Raw genomic sequence first — 16,572 nt, forward strand, 5'->3', positions numbered from 1 at the left:
AGGCCCTTCCCTCCGATGGAGGAAAGGGCGGGAAGCCTTGGCCGGATGGGCAAGACTTACTTGATGGCCTGGATGCGGTCCCAATCCTTCTTGTCGTAGCCCATTGACGCCATGTCCACGGCCTTGACGATGTGATCGCGGAACTCGTCCTTGTTGACCGTGATCAGGTTGATGCCTTTTTTCTTGAACTCGTCCACCAGCTCGCCTTCCCGCTTCTGGATGTCGGCCGTGGCTTTGGCGGCCGCTTCCTGCATCACATCCGTGAAGACTTTCTTGTCGGCATCGCTGAGCTTGGTCCAGACGTGAGGGCCGATCTGCGTGACCAGCGAATCGAGGATGTGGCCGGTCAGGATGATGTTCTTCTGGACCTCATAGAACTTCTTGGCTTCGATGGTGGGCAGCGGGTTCTCCTGTGCATCGACCGTGCCGTTTTGCAGCGCCAGGTAAACCTCGGCAAAAGCGATCGGCGTCGGGTTGGCGCCGCAGGCGCGAGGCAGGGCCATGTAGGCCGGCACGTCGGGCACCCGCATTTTCAGGCCCTTCATCTCTTCGCAGGTCTTGAAGGGTTTGTTGCTGGTGGAGTGGCGCGCGCCGTAGTAGGTGACCGCGACAGTTTGCACGCCGGTCTTCTGTTTGTAGCCTTCGGTCAGTTCCTTGAAGACATCGCTCTTCGCGTATTTCAGCAGGTGCTCCGGGTCGCGGAAGGTGTAGGGGTAGTAGGCCACGCCGATACGCGGAAAGCTCCGGGCCGCAAACGATGCGCCCGAGATGATGATGTCGACGGTGCCCAGCTGCAGGCCCTGGTTGATGTCGCTTTCCTTGCCCAGCGTGGAAGCCGGGAACACCTGAATCTCGTAGCGGCCGCTGGTGCGCTTCTTGATTTCGTCAGCCGCCCAGACCGACCACTTGTGGTAGGCCTCGGAAGTCTCGTAGACGTGCGCCCATTTCAGCTTGGTCTGCGCCGATGCGATGCCGGAAAATCCCATAGTGCCCGCCAGTAAAGCGCAGGCAGCTATTGTTTTGATAGCGAATCTCTTTTTGTTGAATGCGTTCATGTTGTCTCCTCGAAGGGTGGTTGCTGGCAGAAAGGAAATCGACGATGCGCGCCAGCGCGCACCGTCGTGAAGCCTGGGGTCTAAGAGCCTGTTCAATGTCTAAACGAGGCCTCGTTTAGACATTGAACAGGCTCATTGCTCAGTTCTTCAGGTTGAGCTTGGTCACGAGTTGTTTGAAGTTGTCGTTGTCGCGCACCATTTGCGCCTTGAAGGCAGGGCCGTCGGCATAGGCGTAGCCAAGGTTCAGTTTGTCCATCACTTCGCGCATGATGGGCTCTTCGGCCGCCTTTTTGCTGAAGGTCCGAATGGTTTCCACGACTTCAGGCGGTGTGCCTTTGGCCACGCCCAGGCCGCGCCAGGTGCCGATGGACAGGTCGATGTTGCGTTCCTTGAGGGTGGGCACGCTCTCAAAACCCTTGACGCGCTGGTCGGCCATCACACCCAAAATCTTCAGCTTGCCGGCCGCCACATGCACGGCAACCTCAGCCGGGCTCACGCCTACTGCGTCCACATGACCGCCCAGCAGGGCCAGCACGGCGGGGCCTGCGCCCTGGTAGGGGATGTGGTTGAACTTCGCGCCGGTTTTTTCTTCCAGCGAAGCGGCGGCCAGGTGCCAGATCGAGCCGTTGCCGGCGTTGCCGACCTTCACGTCGCTGCCGGTCTTTTTGGCGGCGGCGAGGAACTCTTCAATCGTGTTGTAGGGCGAGTCCGCTTTCACGGTGATGGCAGCCGGGTCGGCATTCAGGCGGGCAATCGGGATGAAGTCGTCCTGCGTGATCCTGGTGATGCCCATGTGCGGCAGGATGGTCACCTCCACAAACAGCATGGCAATCTTGTAGCCGTCGGGCCTGGCATTGACCACGTCGGCCAGGCCGATGGCGCCGCTGGCGCCGGGTTTGTTGTAGACCACCAGCGATTGCGTGGTGTATTTTTTGGCGGCTTCGGCATAGGCGCGCGCCAGCGAGTCGGTGCCGCCGCCAGGCTGGAAGGCCACCATCACTTCAATAGGCTTGTTCGGGTAGGCCTGCGCCCAGGCGTTGCCGCAGAGGCTGGTGAGCGCCATAAGGGCTGTTGCCAGCAATTTGCGCGGTGTCAGAAACTTCATGCTTGTCTCGCTTTCGCTTTTTGTTGGAAGGGAAATCCGGGGTGAGGTGAGCGCTGAAAGAAATCGTGACGGGTCATTTCTTTTGTACCTCCTGGCTTTTGGTCCGACTCCAGCTCACGCTGAAACGCTTGTGCGACTGGTCCATGTGCGCATGCATGGCCGCACGCGCGGCATCGGCGTCTCGGTTGCGCACCGCATCAAAAATGGCCTGGTGCTCGGCAATCGCCGAGCGCCACGATTCAACGGTTTCAAAATGCCCGCCCAACCGCTCGAACAACGGGCCGCGACGCGAGTCCCAGAAGCGCTGTATGGTTTCAATCAGCACTACGTTGCCGCAGGACTCGACAACGGCGGTATGAAAAGCGCGGTCGCCTTCCAGCGGCAGCACGCCGCGGTCGGCGTCAAACTGCATGCTGGCGATGGCCTTGTCCATCGCGTCTATGTGTTTGCGCTTGGCCTGGGTGGCGGCCATGGCGGCGACTTCGCCTTCCACCACGCGGCGGGCGCGTATCAATTCCAGGGGTCCCCATTCGTCCGGCGATATCTGCTCGGCCCGGCCACTTCCATTACCGTCGTGGCTGGCGGGCTTGCTTCGGTCCAGAACATAGACACCCGAGCCGGTGCGTACTTCGACCCAGCCTTCAACCTCCATCGCGATCAGAGCTTCGCGCACCGAGGGCCGGCTCACGCCCAGCTGTCGCGCCAGGTCGCGCTCGGCGGGCAGCCGTGCGCCCACGGCCCATTCGCCGGCCGAGATCAGCGTGCGCAGCTGCTCGGCGATCTGGCGGTAAAGGCGTTGCGGTTCGACAGTTTGCAGGGGCATGGGCGGAAAAGGATGAAAAGGTGGGAGCTTTAAGGGTTAGCCAGAATTGGACAAGTGGTAAGACCAATTGATAATCCCATGAAACCCCCGGGACAACATCCGGCAAAACCCTGTAGGAGTGAAGATGAGACTTGAAGGAAAAAAAGCGCTGGTGACCGCAGCCGGCCAGGGAATCGGCCATGCCACCGCACTGGCGCTGGCGGCCGAAGGCGCGCAGGTCTGGGCCACCGACCTGAAACCCGAGCTGCTGGAAAGCTACAAAGGGGCGGCCAACATCACGGCGCTGCCCCTGGACGTGCTGGACAAGGCGGCGATCCAGAAACTGATAGGCGGCCTGCCGCCCATGGACATTCTTTTTAACTGCGCCGGTTTTGTCCACGGGGGCACAGCCCTGCAGGCCACCGATGCCGATCTTGAGTTCGCCTTCAACCTCAACGTGCGCGCCCAGTTCTGGATGATCCAGGCCGTGCTGCCCGGCATGCAGGCCAAAAAGGGCGGCAGCATTGTCAACATGGCCAGCGTCTGCAGCAGCATCAAAGGCCTGCCCAACCGATTTGTGTATGGCACCACCAAGGCGGCAGTGATTGGCCTCACCAAAAGCGTCGCGGCCGACTTTGTGGGTGACGGCGTGCGTTGCAATGCGATTTGCCCTGGTACGGTAGACACGCCTTCGCTACAGGACCGTATCAATGCCAACGAAGATCCCGTGGCGGCCCGCAAAGCCTTCATCGCACGCCAGCCGCTCGGGCGCCTGGCGCAGGCGCATGAGATTGCCCCGCTGGTGGTCTTTCTGGCCAGCGACGAGGCTGCTTTTGTGACCGGCCAGGCCTACAACGTGGACGGTGGCATCACCATATGAACCAGCTGGACCTGAAGGGGCGCCATGCGGTCATCACCGGTGGTGCGGTCGGCTTGGGTTTTGCGGTGGCTCAGCGCGTGCTGGCGTCGGGCGGCACGGTGACGCTTTGGGACATCAACCCCGAGGCACTGGCCACGGCCAGGGGCGCGCTGGGCGCCGGGGTGCATACGGTAGCCGTCGATGTGGCCAGCCATGCCAGCGTGGTGGAGGCGGTCAAACAAACTGTGGCCCACAACCTTGCTATTGACGCGCTTGTCAACTCGGCCGGCATCACCGGTCCCAACGTCAAGCTGTGGGACTACCCACCCGAGCAATGGATGCAGGTGCAGCAGGTCAACCTCAACGGCCTGTTCTTCTGCTGCCGTGAACTCGTGCCGCACATGCGTGCACGCAACTATGGTCGCATCGTCAATGTTGCCTCGGTGGCCGGCAAAGACGGCAACCCGAATGCCAGCGCCTACAGCGCGAGCAAGGCCGCGGTGATCGCCCTGACAAAATCCCTGGGCAAGGAACTCGCCGATACAGGTGTGCGCGTCAACTGCATCACACCGGCCGCGGTGAAAACGCCGATTTTTGAGCAAATGACGCCCGAGTTCATACAGTTCATGCTTTCTAAAATCCCCATGGGCCGCTTCGGCACGCCCGATGAGGTAGCCGCCATGGTCGGCTGGCTGTGCACCGAAGATTGCTCGTTCTCAACCGGTGCCGTTTTCGATCTCTCGGGCGGCCGTTCCACTTATTAATCTTTCATCCGATTTATCAAAAGGAAAAACCATGAAACTCGTTCGCTATGGCAACCCCGGCAAGGAAAAGCCCGGCCTTATTGATGCCAACGGCAAGCTGCGCGATCTGAGCGCTGTCATCAAGGACATCGGCCCGGATCAGCTTGGCGATGCTGCGATTGCCAAACTGCGCAAGCTCAAAGCCGACAAGCTGCCGCTGGTCAAAGGCTCGCCGCGTTATGGCAGCCCCGTCACCGGCGTGCCCAAGTTCATCGCCATCGGCCTGAACTACGCCGACCACGCGGCCGAATCGGGCTTGCCGATTCCCGCCGAGCCGGTCGTGTTCATGAAAGCCACCAGCTGCATCCAGGGCCCGAACGACCCCATCATGCTGCCCAAAGGCTCGGTCAAGACCGACTGGGAGGTCGAGCTCGGCGTGATCATCGGCAAGACGGCCCGCTACGTGTCGCAAAAGGAAGCGCTGGACTACGTGGCCGGCTACTGCACCATCAACGACGTGAGCGAGCGCGAATTCCAGATTGAGCGCGGCGGCACCTGGGACAAGGGCAAAGGTTGCGACACCTTCGGCCCGCTCGGCCCCTGGCTGGTCACGCGCGACGAAGTACCCAACCCGCAAAAGCTGGGCCTGTGGCTCGAGGTGAACGGCAAGCGCGTGCAAAAGGGCAACACCAAGACCATGATCTTCAGCGTCGCCAAAATCGTCAGCTACGTCAGCCAGTTCATGACGCTGGAGCCCGGTGACGTTATCACCACCGGCACCCCGCCCGGCGTGGGCCTGGGCATGAAGCCGCCTGTGTACCTGAAGAAGGGCGACAAAATCTCCCTGGGCATCGAAGGCCTGGGCGAGCAGCACCAGACTGTCGTTCCCTACAAGAAGTAGCCCCCACGCTCTCTAGCCGCGTATCCAGGGTGGGGTATTCCACCAGTGGGTGCCGAGGGTCCGGCTTCGCCGGCCCCAGGCGCCACCCCCTGGAGGGGGGAACAAGCCACACGCAGTGAGCTTGGACGGGGGTGAGCCAACATCCGAGGGTTTACCCGTGTTGGTCCTAGGCCGAATGCCCTAGAAAAGCCTATGGCCTTTGCATGGTCATCAAAGTGTTGCAAAATAGAACGACCGTTCGTTTTATTTTGTAGCACCTCATGGCCATCACAGAACTTCCCGCTAAAGCCTCCCGCGCCCCGGCAACGGGCAGCGCTGTGGCCAAAAGCCAGCAAAAAGGCCAGCAGACCAAGGCCGCCATTGTGGACGCCGCCCTGGGCCTGGCCACGCAGATCGGGCTGGAAGGCCTGAGCATAGGCGCGCTGGCCGAGGTCATGCGCATGAGCAAGTCGGGCGTGTTCGCCCATTTCGGCTCGCGCGAAGAGCTGCAGATCTCCGTTATCCGCGAATACCACGTGCGCTTTGAAGAAGAGGTCTTCTTTCCGGCGCTGCAGCAGCCGCGCGGCCTGCCTCGTCTGGCGGCACTGTTTCATAACTGGATGAAACGCACCTCGCTTGAAATCGACTCGGGCTGCCTTTACATCAGCGGCGCCGTCGAATTTGACGACAGGCCCGGCCCGGTGCGCGATGCGCTGGCGGGTTCGGTACGAACCTGGCTGGCCGCCATGTACCGCGCTGTGGTGCAGGCCAAAGAGGCTGGTCACCTGCATGCTGACGCTGACGAGCACCAGATGGCCTTTGAGATCCACGGCCTGATCCTGGCGCTGCACTACGAAGCCCGCTTCCTCAAGACGCCGGGCTCCATGGACCGCGCCAATACCGGCTTTGCCAACATCCTGGCGCGCTATGGCAGCGACGCCCCCCTTTCCACCTTGCCGAAGAAAGCTTCCGGCAAGGCATCCCCTTCCAAACCAGTTTAAGCAAAAGGAATCCACCATGCCTCAGTACAGCCCGCCCCTGCGCGACATGCAATTCGTCATGCACGAAGTGCTCAAGGTCACCGATGAATTCAAGGCCATCCCAAAGCATGCGGACGTCGATGTCGAGACCATCAACGCTGTACTCGAGGAGGCCGGAAAGTTTGCCGCTGAAGTGACTTTTCCGCTGAACATCAGCGGCGACGAAGAGGGTTGCAAGCTCGACAAAACGACACACGAAGTCACGCCGCCCAAAGGCTTCAAGGAAGCTTACGCGCAGTACGTCGAAGGTGGCTGGGCCGCGCTCAGCTGCGACCCGGAATATGGCGGCCAGGGCCTGCCTTTTGTGCTGAACCAGTGCCTCTATGAAATGCTGAACTCGGCCAACCAGGCCTGGACCATGTACCCGGGCCTGTCGCACGGCGCTTACGAAGCCCTGCATGCCCACGGCACCGACGAACAGAAAAAGCTCTACCTGCCCAAGCTCACCAGCGGCGAATGGACCGGCACCATGTGCCTGACCGAGCCGCACTGCGGCACCGACCTGGGCCTGTTGCGCACCAAGGCCGAACCGCAACCCGACGGCACCTACCGCCTGACCGGCAACAAGATCTTCATCAGCGCCGGTGAACACGACATGGCCGCCAACATCGTGCACCTGGTGCTGGCCCGCCTCCCTGATGCGCCCCAGGGCAGCAAGGGCATCAGCCTGTTCGCGGTGCCCAAGTTCAACATCGGCAAAGACGGCGCCATCGGCTCGCGCAACGGCATTTACTGTGGCGGCCTGGAGCACAAGATGGGCATCCACGGCAACGCCACCGCGCAGATGGTGCTCGAAGACGCTGTCGGCACCATGGTGGGCGCGCCCAACAAGGGTCTGGCCGCGATGTTCGTGATGATGAATGCCGCACGCCTGGGCGTGGGCAACCAGTCGCTGGGCCTGACCGAAGTAGCCTTTCAAAATGCGCTGGCCTACGCCAAGGACCGTATCCAGATGCGTTCACTGTCCGGCGTCAAAGCCAAAGACAAACCGGCCGACCCGATCATCGTGCACCCCGACGTGCGCAAGATGCTGTTGACGGCCAAGGCCTATGCCGAAGGCGGCCGGGCGCTGGCGATTTACTGCACGCTGCTACTCGACAAGGAACTGCATCACCCCGATGAAAAAGTGCGCAAGGACTCCGGCGAAATCGTTGCACTGCTCACGCCCATCGTCAAAGCCTTCCTGACCGACAACGGCCACATCTCCACCAACGCCTGCATGCAGGTTTTCGGCGGCCACGGCTTCATCAAAGAGTGGGGCATGGAGCAGTTTGTGCGCGACAACCGCATCAACATGATTTACGAAGGCACCAACACCGTCCAGTCGCTGGACCTGCTGGGCCGCAAGGTGCTGGGCAACAATGGCGCCACGCTGAAGAAATTCGGCAAGGTGATCGGTGCGCTGATCGCCGAAGAAGGCGTCAACGAGAAGATGGCCGAGTTCATCAACCCGCTGGCTTACCTGGCCGACCAGATGACCAAGTTCACCACCGAGCTGGGCTTCAAGGGCTTCCAGAACCCCGACGAAGTGGGCGCCGCCGCAGTGGACTACCTGCGCGTGGCCGGCCACCTGGTGTTTGGCTACTTCTGGGCATTGATGGCGCAAACCGCGCTGCGTGAAATTGCTGCCGGCAACACCGACAAGTTCTATGTCGCCAAACTGCAAACCGCACGCTTTTACTTCGCCAAGCTGTTCCCCGAAACCGCAACGCTGATGCGCACCGCACGCTCGGGCAGCAAGGCGCTCATGGAAACAGACGAAGCACTGGCCTGAACCATCTGAACAGATCAAGGGAGACACCACCATGAAACGCAATTTGTTGTTCCTGGCATTCAGTCTTTTCGCTATCCCCGCGCTTGCCCAGAACACGCCCGTAGGCTTGTGGCGCGGTTTCGATGAAAAAACCGGCGACCCCAAAGTCGAGGTGCGTATTGTCGACACAGGTGGCGTGTTGAGCGGAAAAGTCGAAAAGCGCCTGTCCCCGGGCGTCAAACCCGACGACATCTGCACCGAATGCACGGATGACCGCAAGGACAAGCCTCGGCTGGGCCTTGAGATCATTCGGGGCGCCAAGAAGTCACCCGATGGCGACGTTTGGGAAGGCGGCAAGATACTCGACCCCGAGAACGGCAAAAGCTATTCCCTCAAGATGACACCCGTTGAGGGTGGCAAGAAGATGGAAGTCCGCGGCTCCATCGGGCCTTTTGGCCGCACCCAAACCTGGGTGCGTGTGCAATGAGCATGCTGAAAGTGAGGACTCGCCATGGGTGAAGCCATTTCCCGTTTGCGGTCACTGCCTTTCGGCGCCGGTGGCAGCACTGTGCCGGCCGCGCGCCGCTGGTATGGCCACCATCTTCTCAAAAAGCCGTTTTTCGGCCGCTTCATGAAACCCTGGCGTTGGCCGGCGGACGTGCCGCAAGAAGGCTGGGAACGGGTGCAGATAGCCAGCCGAAGTACCAGCCAGCTTGAGGCCATCGTGGCGCGTACACCGCTGGCACCGCGCGGTGTGGTGGTGTGCGCCCATCCCATGGGTTTTGCCTGCAAGGGTTTTTGGCTGCGCCACGGCCATGCCCAGGCGCTACTCGATGCGGGCTTTCATGTGGTGGCTTTCGACTTCAACGGTTTCGGTGAAAGCCCGTCGACCAACTTCGATTACCCCGGTGACGTGATATCGGTGGGCTCCTGGGCACGTGGCGCTTTTGCCGGGCTGCCGGTGCATGCGCTGACGGCGTCTTTCGGCGCGATCAACACGCTGAGTGCGATTGACGAAGCGGATTTTCCTTACGACAAGGTGGTGGCTGAAGCTTGCGCGCCCACCTTGCCCGATTTCTGGAAAGCCTACCCTGTTGCCCATGCAGTGCTCAACATAAGCCGGCGCATCAATCCGCAAGGCGAGCTGCGCCTGCGGCCCGTACACCACCTTGCCAACATGCGCGACGTGGACGTGCTGCTGATCCACAGCCAGGGCGACCGCTGGACGCCGGTGCATTTCGGCGATGCCTTGCAGCAGGCTGCGCCACGGCCTGAACGCATCCAGCGCCTGATCCTCGAACGCGCCGACCACACCCACGGCATGCGCGACGAGCCACAACGCTACTGGAGCGCTGTGCTCGAATTTTTCAACCAGATTCCCTCAACCAGGTCTTAACCATGTCCCGATTCCAAGTCAAAAAAGTCGCCGTCCTCGGCGCCGGTGTCATGGGCGCGCAGATCGCCGCCCATCTGGTCAACGTCAAGGTGCCGGTGGTGCTGTTTGACCTCGCGGCCAAGGACGGCCCGAAGAACGGCATCGTCATCAAGGCGGTCGAAGGCCTCAAGAAGCTCAAGCCAGCGCCGCTGGGTGTGCCCGAAGACGCGGCGCTGATCCAGCAAGCCAACTACGAAGAGAACATGGAGCTGCTCAGGGAGTGCGACCTCATCATCGAGGCGATTGCCGAGCGCATGGACTGGAAGACCGACCTGTACCACAAGATCGCGCCCTTCATTGCCGAGGGCGCCATCGTGGCCAGCAATACCTCGGGCCTGTCCATCACCAAGCTCAGCGAGGCGCTGCCCGAGTCCATCAAGCCGCGCTTTTGCGGCATTCACTTCTTCAACCCGCCGCGCTACATGACGCTGGTGGAGCTGATCAACACGCCGACCACCGAACCCAAGGTGCTGGACGACCTGGAGGCCTTTGTCACCAGCGCGCTGGGCAAGGGCGTGATCCGTGCCCACGACACACCCAACTTCATCGCCAACCGCGTGGGCATCGCCAGCATGCTGGCTACCATCAAGGAAGCCGAAACTTTCGGTCTGACCTATGACGTGGTCGACGACCTCACCGGCAAGAAGCTGGGCCGCGCGAGCTCGGGCACCTTCCGCACCGCCGACGTGGTGGGCCTGGACACCATGGCCCACGTCATCAAGACGCTGCAAGACAACCTGGGCCCCGGCAAGGTCGAAGACCCGTTCTCCGATGTCTACGGCACGCCGCCCGTGCTGGCCAAGCTGCTCGAATCCAAAAGCCTGGGCCAGAAGACCGGCGCCGGTTTCTACAAGAAGCAAGGCCGCGACATCCTGCGCCTGGACCCGGAGAGCATGGAATACGTGCCCGCCGGCGCCAAGGCCAATGAAGTCGTCGGCCGCATGCTGAAGAAGCCCGCGGGCGAACGCCTCAAGCTCTTGCGCGAGGCCGAAGGCGCTGAAGCGCGTTTTCTCTGGGCCATCCTGCGCGACCAGTTTCACTATGCTGCGGTGCACCTGGAAAGCATCGCCGAAACCGCACGCGACATCGACTTCGCCATGCGCTGGGGCTTTGGCGCCAAGCAAGGCCCCTTCGAGTTGTGGCAGCAAGCCGGCTGGAAGCAGGTCGCTACCTGGATCCAGGAAGACATTGATGCAGGCAAGGCGCTGTCCAAGGCGCCGCTGCCCGAGTGGGTGTTCAAGGGCCCGGTGGCCGACGCCGGTGGCGTGCACACGGCCGAAGGCTCGTGGAGCGCCTCGGCCAAAAAATTCATCCCTCGCCGCAAGCTGCCGGTGTATGAGCGCCAGTTCTTCCCCGAAGACGTGCTCGGTGCCAAGGCACCTGCTTTTGAGACGGCAGGCACCACGCTGCATGAAGACGACGCGATCCGCCTCTGGACGCTGGACGGTGCGGATGGCGACGTGCTGATCGCCAGCATCAAGACCAAGATGCACGCCATCAGCCCGGACGTGGCCGAAGGTCTGGCGATGGGTGTGGACCTGGCCGAGAAAAGCTACAAGGGCATGGTCATCTGGTCGAATGACGAGATGTTCTCTGCCGGCGCCGACCTGCAAGCCATGCTGCCCGCCTTCATGATGGGCGGCGCCAAGGCGATTGAAGGGGCAGAGGCCGAACTGCAGAACGTGATGCTCAAGCTGCGTTACGCGGCCGTGCCCGTGGTGTCGGCCATTCGCGGCCTGGCGCTGGGTGGTGGCTGCGAAATGGCAGTGTATTCGGCCAAGCGTGTGGCCGCGATGGAAAGCTACATCGGCCTGGTCGAAGTCGGTGTGGGCCTGGTGCCTGGCGCCGGTGGCCTGGCCTACATCGCCCGCCGTGCGGCGGAGAACGCCAGCACCTCCACCAACAAGGACATCCTGCCCTTCCTGACCGAAGGCTTCACCGCCGCGGCGATGGCCAAGGTCGGCACCAGCGCGATTGAAAGCCGCAAGATCGGCTATTTGCTCGACAGCGACGTGATCGTGCCGAACAAGGACGAGCTGCTGTTCGTGGCACTCAATGAAGCACGTGCACTGTTCAACTCCGGTTACCGCGCACCGCACAGGCGCCAGTTCCCGGTGGTGGGCCGCAGCGGCCTGGCCACCATCAAGGGCCAGCTGGTCAATATGCGCGACGGCGGCTTCATCAGCGCGCACGACTTCCATATTGCGAGCCTGATCGCGAATGTGGTCTGCGGCGGGGACGTCGATGCCGGCACGCTGGTGACGGAAGAGTATTTGATGACCCTGGAGCGCAAAGCTTTCTGCTCTCTTCTTGAGCATCCAAAAACCCAGGAGCGAATCATGGGAATGATGAGCACTGGCAAACCTGTTCGTAACTGATGACCGGCCAAACCGCCATGAGCGACCACAAGCCCAACCGCCTGGCACGGCAACTGCAGCGGCTCGAGGAAGTGCCGGCCTTTGCGCGCGGCTGGTTTCGCAGCGTGGTGCTGCGCCGCGCTGTGCCTTTTACCGGAACCGCCGGTCTGGACTTCCTCGAGATGGGCACAGGCCGGGTCGAGATCGGCATCAGGAATGAGAAGAAGGTACAGAACCACATTGGCGGCGTGCACGCCTCTGCGATGAACCTGCTGGCGGAAACCGCCACCGGCATGGTGGTCGGCATGAATGTGCGCGACGACTGCATCCCGCTGGCCAAGGAACTGAAGATGGCGTTTAAAAAGCGCGCCACCGGCGCCTTGCGCGCCGTGGCCACGCTGAGCGATGAACAGCGCGCCGCCATGCAGGCCAGCGACAAGGGTGAAGTCAATGTGCCGGTCATCGTGACCGATGAAGCCGGCGTCAACCCGGTCGAATGCGAATTTGTCTGGGCCTGGATTCCCTCCGGCCCGCGGAAAAGTTAACCGAGAAATTGAAGGAAACCATCATGGCCAAACAAGTCCAGGAAGCCTATATCGTCGCCGCCACCCGCACGCCCATCGGGCGCTCGGGCCGCGGCTATTTCCGCAATATGCGGCCCGACGACCTGCTGGTCAAGGCGCTGCAGGCCGCGCTGGCGCAAGTGCCTTCGCTCGATCCGAAGGCAATTGAAGACATCATCTGCGGCTGCGCCATCCCCGAAGGCCCGCAAGGCCTGAACGTGGCGCGCATAGGCGCGGTGCTGGCCGGCCTGCCCACCAGCGTGGGCGGCATCACCGTCAACCGCTTTTGTGCCTCCGGCCTCTCGGCGATCCAGATGGCGGCCGACCGCATCCGCGTGGGCGAGGCCGACGTGATGATCGCCGCCGGCACCGAGAGTATGAGCATGGTGCCCATGTCCGGCAATTCTCCTTCGCTGTCACCCAATATGTTCATGAACGACGAGAACGTCGGCATCGCCTACGGCATGGGCCTCACGGCCGAAAAGGTGGCGCAGCAATGGAAAGTTTCGCGCGAGGCGCAGGACCAGTTCGCGCTCGAGTCGCACCTCAAGGCCATCAAGGCGCAGCAGGCCGGCGAGTTCAGCAACGAGATCACGCCGGTTGAAGTGACCGACCGCACGGCCAACCTGGAAACCGGTGAAGTCATCAGCAAGACCCGCACGGTGAGCCTGGATGAAGGCCCTCGCCCCGACACCTCGCTCGAAGGCCTGGCCAAACTCAAGACGGTGTTTGCCGCGCGCGGCTCAGTCACCGCCGGCAACAGCTCGCAGACCTCTGACGGCGCAGGTGCGCTGGTGCTGGCCAGCGAAAAAGCGGTCAAGGACTTTGGCTTGAAGCCGCTCGCCCGCTTTGTCAGTTATGCCGCCAAAGGCGTGCCGCCCGAGATCATGGGCATTGGCCCGATCGAAGCCATCCCCGCAGCCTTGCGTTATGCCGGCCTCAAGCAGGAAGACATCGACTGGTTTGAATTGAACGAAGCCTTTGCCGCGCAATCACTGGCCGTCATCAACACGCTCAAGCTCGATGCCAGTAAGGTCAACCGCATGGGCGGCGCGATAGCCCTCGGCCATCCGTTGGGCGCGACCGGTGCGATCCGCGCCGCGACCGTGATCCATGCGCTGCATCGCCACCAGCTCAAATACGGCATGGTGACCATGTGCGTGGGCATGGGTCAGGGCGCTGCGGGTATTTTCGAGCGCGTGTAAGGCCGTCGGCGGCGGCCCCGCTGTCGCGCTTGCGGCAGCGGTTATGGCAGCTGCGGGGCAGACTGGGCTTTTCCTGACTGGAGACAGAAGATGGAGCGAATCACGGTTCTGACCCAGGACTCCTGGGCGCTGGCAGCGACGGTATTTGCAGCGGATCCCGCGGGAGGCGAGGCCCGCGGCGGCGTACTGCTGGCCGGTGCCATGGCCACTCCCCAGCAACATTACGAGCCCTTCGCCCGCTGGCTGGCCGCGCAAGGCTTTACCGTGCTGACGCTCGACTACCGCGGCACTTTTGCCTCCGGCGGTGAGCGCGTGGCGTCCACTGATGCCACCTTCGATACCTGGGGCCAGCAGGACGTGAGCGCCGCTGCCCGGTTCTTGCGGCAACGCGTGCCGGACCTCCCGCTTTACTACCTGGGGCACAGCCTGGGCGGGCAATTGTTTGCCAGCTCCGAAACCACTCACCTCTTTCAGCGTGCCGTCCTGGTTGCCAGCGGCAGCGGTTACTGGCCGCGCCTGCGCAACGCCGTGCCGCGTTGGGGCCTGTTTGCCGCCACCCAGATCTGGGCGCCCTTGCTGGTACCGTTGTTCGGTTATTTCCCGGGCAGAAAACTGCGCAAGGTTGGCAACATTCCCGCAGGTGTGATGCGGCAATGGACGCGCTGGTGCCGCCATCCGGACTACCTGGCGCGTGATGCCCATCAGCGTGAACGTTTTGAACGCGTGCAGACACCCATCACCTACTTCAACTCAAGCGACGACGAGGTTTTTTCACAGTGGTCGTCAGACCGGTTTGTGGCCTTGTTCGGTGCGCGACGTGAACCGGTGCAATGCATGACCCTTGAGCCGGAAAATCTGGGTGTCAGGCATATAGGCCACTTCGGCTACTTTCGCGACAAGCTGCGTGCCAGCTTCTGGCCCCAACTGGTGCAACACCTTCACGCCTGATGCGCGTGCCCGAGTTCAGTTCATCCATTTACAGGAGCATGTGATGCAGATGCAGATCCTCAGTTCAGGGACAGCGCAACTGTCCACTCGCGTTTATGCGCCTTCTTCGCCTGCGCGTGCCAGCGTGGTCATCGGTGGCGCCATGGGGGTGCGGCAAGACTATTACGCACCGTTTGCGCAATGGCTTTCTGCCCAGGGCTTTTGCGTCATGACTTTTGATTACCGGGGTTCGGGCGAATCCTTGCCCAACACCGCCAGCGGCAGCCTGCGCGGTTTCAAGGCCGACCTGCTCGACTGGGCCGCCGATTACGAGGCTGTGGTGGATGCCGCCAAGGCAGCCTTGCCGGATGCACCGCTTTACCTGCTGGGTCACAGCCTGGGGGCGCAGCTGCCGGGTTTCCTGAAGAATCAGGACAAGATCGATGGCCTCGTCAGCATCGCGGCAGGAAGCGGGTACTGGCGCGACAACGCACCGCAGCTCAGGCGCCTGATTTTGTACTTCTGGTATGTGCTGGTGCCTTTGGCCACGCGTCTTTGTGGTTATTTCCCCGGGCGCAGGTTAAAGAAAGTTGGCGACCTGCCAGCCGGCGTGATGCTGCAGTGGCGCAAGTGGTGCCTGGATCCGCACTACAGCGTGGGGGCCGAGGGAGAAAGCGCACGGCTCAGTTATGGGCGGGTCAGTTTTCCGGTGACCGCGCTGTCCATGACCGACGACGAGCTGATGACCTGGCGCGGCACGCAAAACCTCATCAACCTGTACAGCAATGCACCGCGCAGCTTTGAACGCATCGCGCCGGCAGATCTCAAGGTCAGGCGCATCGGGCATTTTGGCTTCTTCCGGGAACAGTTCAACCAGACCTTGTGGCCCCGTGCCCAGCAGATCATCGACGGCATGACCGGTGCCGCCAAAGTCCCGGTTTGAACCGGAAAGCTCCATCACACCTGCCGACATGACAAGCACGCATTCTTTTGACGACGCGCTCAGGCTGGAAGCCGTCGGTAGCGACAGGCCCCACACCTGGCTGGGTCACAGCAGCCCCGCATACTGGAATATGGTGGGGCCCTTCGGCGGAACCACAGCGGCCACAGCCTTGCGTGCCATCCTGTTGCACCCGGCCCTGCTGGGCGAGCCGGTGGCGTTGACGGTGAACTACGCGGCGGCCATGTCCGAAGGTCCATTCACTGTCACGGCCAGGCCGGCCCGCACCAACCGATCCACCCAGCACTGGGTGGTGGAGTTGTCGCAGGACGGCGATGCCGGAGGCGCTGTGATGACCGCCACAGCCGTTACGGCTGCGCGCCGCGAGACCTGGAGTGCCAACGACACACCCATGCCCGCGGTCACGCTTGCCGACGCTTCAGGCAGGCTGCGGTTTTCGACCTCCGCATGGACGAATCGCTACGACATGCGGCCGGTGCGCGGCGCGATTCCGCAGGTTTGGGACGGCAGCGGCACGGGCAGCCTCACGCAGCTGTGGGTGCGCGACGATCCACCGCGGGCGCTCGACTTCCCGGCGCTGGCGGCCATGTCCGACGTGTTCTATCCGCGGGTCTGGCTGCGCCGTGCCACACGTGTACCCGCCGGTACGGTGTCGATCACCACGTACTTCCACGCCGACGGCCGGCAACTGGCTGAATGCGGTGAAGGCTATTTGCTGGGGCAAGCCAGGGCCCAGGCCTTTCGCAACGGTTTTTTTGACCAGACCGCGCAGCTGTGGAGCGAAGCGGGAGTACTGCTGGCTACCAGTACGCAGGTTGTTTATTACAAAGAATAGGCCCGCGGGGGCAGCATGCATGGCTGGCCCCTACACTTGCGTCTTAACGGAA

16 protein-coding genes are annotated in these 16,572 nt (G+C 62.1%); 13 read left to right on the forward strand and 3 right to left on the reverse strand.

The genetic code is table 11. The annotated features are described in order from the left end of the window. Positions 1-56: 56 nt before the first annotated feature. The 3 genes from AC1D13_RS12355 to AC1D13_RS12365 form a co-directional block, all read right to left on the reverse strand. Positions 57-1,055: a sialic acid TRAP transporter substrate-binding protein SiaP gene (locus tag AC1D13_RS12355; RefSeq protein WP_477666581.1), complete on the reverse strand. Its 999-nt coding sequence runs from the start codon at positions 1,053-1,055 to the stop codon at positions 57-59. 139 nt (positions 1,056-1,194) lie between these two features. After that, entirely contained in the window at positions 1,195-2,160 is a 966-nt protein-coding gene (locus AC1D13_RS12360) for a Bug family tripartite tricarboxylate transporter substrate binding protein (protein WP_477689629.1), read from the reverse strand. Between the two features lie 73 nt (positions 2,161-2,233). Further along, positions 2,234-2,983, reverse strand: coding sequence for a FadR/GntR family transcriptional regulator (locus tag AC1D13_RS12365; RefSeq protein WP_457281183.1), 750 nt, complete (start codon positions 2,981-2,983; stop codon positions 2,234-2,236). Between the two features lie 124 nt (positions 2,984-3,107). Between AC1D13_RS12365 and AC1D13_RS12370 the strand changes: the two genes are divergently transcribed. From AC1D13_RS12370 to AC1D13_RS12430, 13 genes are all read left to right on the forward strand, one after another. Beyond that, a complete protein-coding gene (locus tag AC1D13_RS12370) occupies positions 3,108-3,842 on the forward strand; it encodes an SDR family oxidoreductase (RefSeq protein WP_477689630.1) in 735 nt (244 codons plus the stop codon). Continuing rightward, positions 3,839-4,585, forward strand: coding sequence for an SDR family NAD(P)-dependent oxidoreductase (locus AC1D13_RS12375; RefSeq protein WP_477689631.1), 747 nt, complete (start codon positions 3,839-3,841; stop codon positions 4,583-4,585). Before AC1D13_RS12370 ends, AC1D13_RS12375 begins: the two co-directional genes overlap by 4 nt. A gap of 31 nt (positions 4,586-4,616) precedes the next feature. Next, entirely contained in the window at positions 4,617-5,465 is an 849-nt protein-coding gene (locus AC1D13_RS12380; RefSeq protein ID WP_457281180.1) for a fumarylacetoacetate hydrolase family protein, read from the forward strand. Between the two features lie 260 nt (positions 5,466-5,725). After that, the gene (locus AC1D13_RS12385; protein ID WP_457281179.1) at positions 5,726-6,445 is read left to right on the forward strand and encodes a TetR/AcrR family transcriptional regulator; all 720 of its coding nucleotides are present in this window, start codon (positions 5,726-5,728) and stop codon (positions 6,443-6,445) included. Between the two features lie 16 nt (positions 6,446-6,461). After that, positions 6,462-8,258, forward strand: a complete 1,797-nt coding sequence (locus tag AC1D13_RS12390; RefSeq protein ID WP_457281178.1) for an acyl-CoA dehydrogenase C-terminal domain-containing protein — start codon at positions 6,462-6,464, stop codon at positions 8,256-8,258. Between the two features lie 31 nt (positions 8,259-8,289). After that, positions 8,290-8,724 (forward strand): DUF2147 domain-containing protein, encoded by a 435-nt coding sequence (locus tag AC1D13_RS12395; protein ID WP_457281177.1) that lies wholly within the window; start codon positions 8,290-8,292, stop codon positions 8,722-8,724. A gap of 24 nt (positions 8,725-8,748) precedes the next feature. Next, entirely contained in the window at positions 8,749-9,633 is an 885-nt protein-coding gene (locus tag AC1D13_RS12400) for an alpha/beta hydrolase family protein (protein WP_477689632.1), read from the forward strand. 2 nt (positions 9,634-9,635) lie between these two features. Next, the gene (locus AC1D13_RS12405; RefSeq protein ID WP_477689633.1) at positions 9,636-12,050 is read left to right on the forward strand and encodes a 3-hydroxyacyl-CoA dehydrogenase/enoyl-CoA hydratase family protein; all 2,415 of its coding nucleotides are present in this window, start codon (positions 9,636-9,638) and stop codon (positions 12,048-12,050) included. Continuing rightward, complete coding sequence (locus AC1D13_RS12410) at positions 12,050-12,574, forward strand: DUF4442 domain-containing protein (protein ID WP_477689634.1); 525 nt, start codon at positions 12,050-12,052, stop codon at positions 12,572-12,574. The genes AC1D13_RS12405 and AC1D13_RS12410 overlap by 1 nt, the downstream gene beginning before the upstream one ends. Positions 12,575-12,597: 23 nt before the next feature. After that, complete coding sequence (locus AC1D13_RS12415; protein WP_457281174.1) at positions 12,598-13,797, forward strand: acetyl-CoA C-acyltransferase; 1,200 nt, start codon at positions 12,598-12,600, stop codon at positions 13,795-13,797. 90 nt (positions 13,798-13,887) lie between these two features. Further along, positions 13,888-14,745 carry an alpha/beta hydrolase family protein gene (locus AC1D13_RS12420; protein WP_477689635.1) on the forward strand — a complete coding sequence of 286 codons (858 nt, stop codon included), beginning with the start codon at positions 13,888-13,890 and terminating at the stop codon, positions 14,743-14,745. Positions 14,746-14,788: 43 nt separating this feature from the next. Continuing rightward, positions 14,789-15,667, forward strand: coding sequence for an alpha/beta hydrolase family protein (locus AC1D13_RS12425; protein ID WP_477689636.1), 879 nt, complete (start codon positions 14,789-14,791; stop codon positions 15,665-15,667). A 28-nt stretch (positions 15,668-15,695) separates the two neighbouring features. Next, the gene (locus tag AC1D13_RS12430) at positions 15,696-16,520 is read left to right on the forward strand and encodes an acyl-CoA thioesterase (protein WP_477689637.1); all 825 of its coding nucleotides are present in this window, start codon (positions 15,696-15,698) and stop codon (positions 16,518-16,520) included. Positions 16,521-16,572 lie beyond the last annotated feature (52 nt).

Source organism: Polaromonas sp. P1_E12 (genome assembly GCF_056405975.1).

What these genes read in the sequence shown, in the direction of transcription:
- AC1D13_RS12410 (WP_477689634.1), top strand. Translation starts at nt 12,050, where the DNA reads ATGACCGGCCAAACCGCCATGAGCGACCACAAGCCCAACCGCCTGGCA.
- AC1D13_RS12400 (WP_477689632.1), top strand. Translation starts at nt 8,749, where the DNA reads ATGGGTGAAGCCATTTCCCGTTTGCGGTCACTGCCTTTCGGCGCCGGT.
- AC1D13_RS12355 (WP_477666581.1), bottom strand. Translation starts at nt 1,055, where the DNA reads ATGAACGCATTCAACAAAAAGAGATTCGCTATCAAAACAATAGCTGCC.
- AC1D13_RS12375 (WP_477689631.1), top strand. Translation starts at nt 3,839, where the DNA reads ATGAACCAGCTGGACCTGAAGGGGCGCCATGCGGTCATCACCGGTGGT.
- AC1D13_RS12405 (WP_477689633.1), top strand. Translation starts at nt 9,636, where the DNA reads ATGTCCCGATTCCAAGTCAAAAAAGTCGCCGTCCTCGGCGCCGGTGTC.
- AC1D13_RS12385 (WP_457281179.1), top strand. Translation starts at nt 5,726, where the DNA reads ATGGCCATCACAGAACTTCCCGCTAAAGCCTCCCGCGCCCCGGCAACG.
- AC1D13_RS12425 (WP_477689636.1), top strand. Translation starts at nt 14,789, where the DNA reads ATGCAGATGCAGATCCTCAGTTCAGGGACAGCGCAACTGTCCACTCGC.
- AC1D13_RS12395 (WP_457281177.1), top strand. Translation starts at nt 8,290, where the DNA reads ATGAAACGCAATTTGTTGTTCCTGGCATTCAGTCTTTTCGCTATCCCC.
- AC1D13_RS12380 (WP_457281180.1), top strand. Translation starts at nt 4,617, where the DNA reads ATGAAACTCGTTCGCTATGGCAACCCCGGCAAGGAAAAGCCCGGCCTT.
- AC1D13_RS12415 (WP_457281174.1), top strand. Translation starts at nt 12,598, where the DNA reads ATGGCCAAACAAGTCCAGGAAGCCTATATCGTCGCCGCCACCCGCACG.
- AC1D13_RS12420 (WP_477689635.1), top strand. Translation starts at nt 13,888, where the DNA reads ATGGAGCGAATCACGGTTCTGACCCAGGACTCCTGGGCGCTGGCAGCG.
- AC1D13_RS12430 (WP_477689637.1), top strand. Translation starts at nt 15,696, where the DNA reads ATGACAAGCACGCATTCTTTTGACGACGCGCTCAGGCTGGAAGCCGTC.
- AC1D13_RS12365 (WP_457281183.1), bottom strand. Translation starts at nt 2,983, where the DNA reads ATGCCCCTGCAAACTGTCGAACCGCAACGCCTTTACCGCCAGATCGCC.
- AC1D13_RS12390 (WP_457281178.1), top strand. Translation starts at nt 6,462, where the DNA reads ATGCCTCAGTACAGCCCGCCCCTGCGCGACATGCAATTCGTCATGCAC.
- AC1D13_RS12370 (WP_477689630.1), top strand. Translation starts at nt 3,108, where the DNA reads ATGAGACTTGAAGGAAAAAAAGCGCTGGTGACCGCAGCCGGCCAGGGA.
- AC1D13_RS12360 (WP_477689629.1), bottom strand. Translation starts at nt 2,160, where the DNA reads ATGAAGTTTCTGACACCGCGCAAATTGCTGGCAACAGCCCTTATGGCG.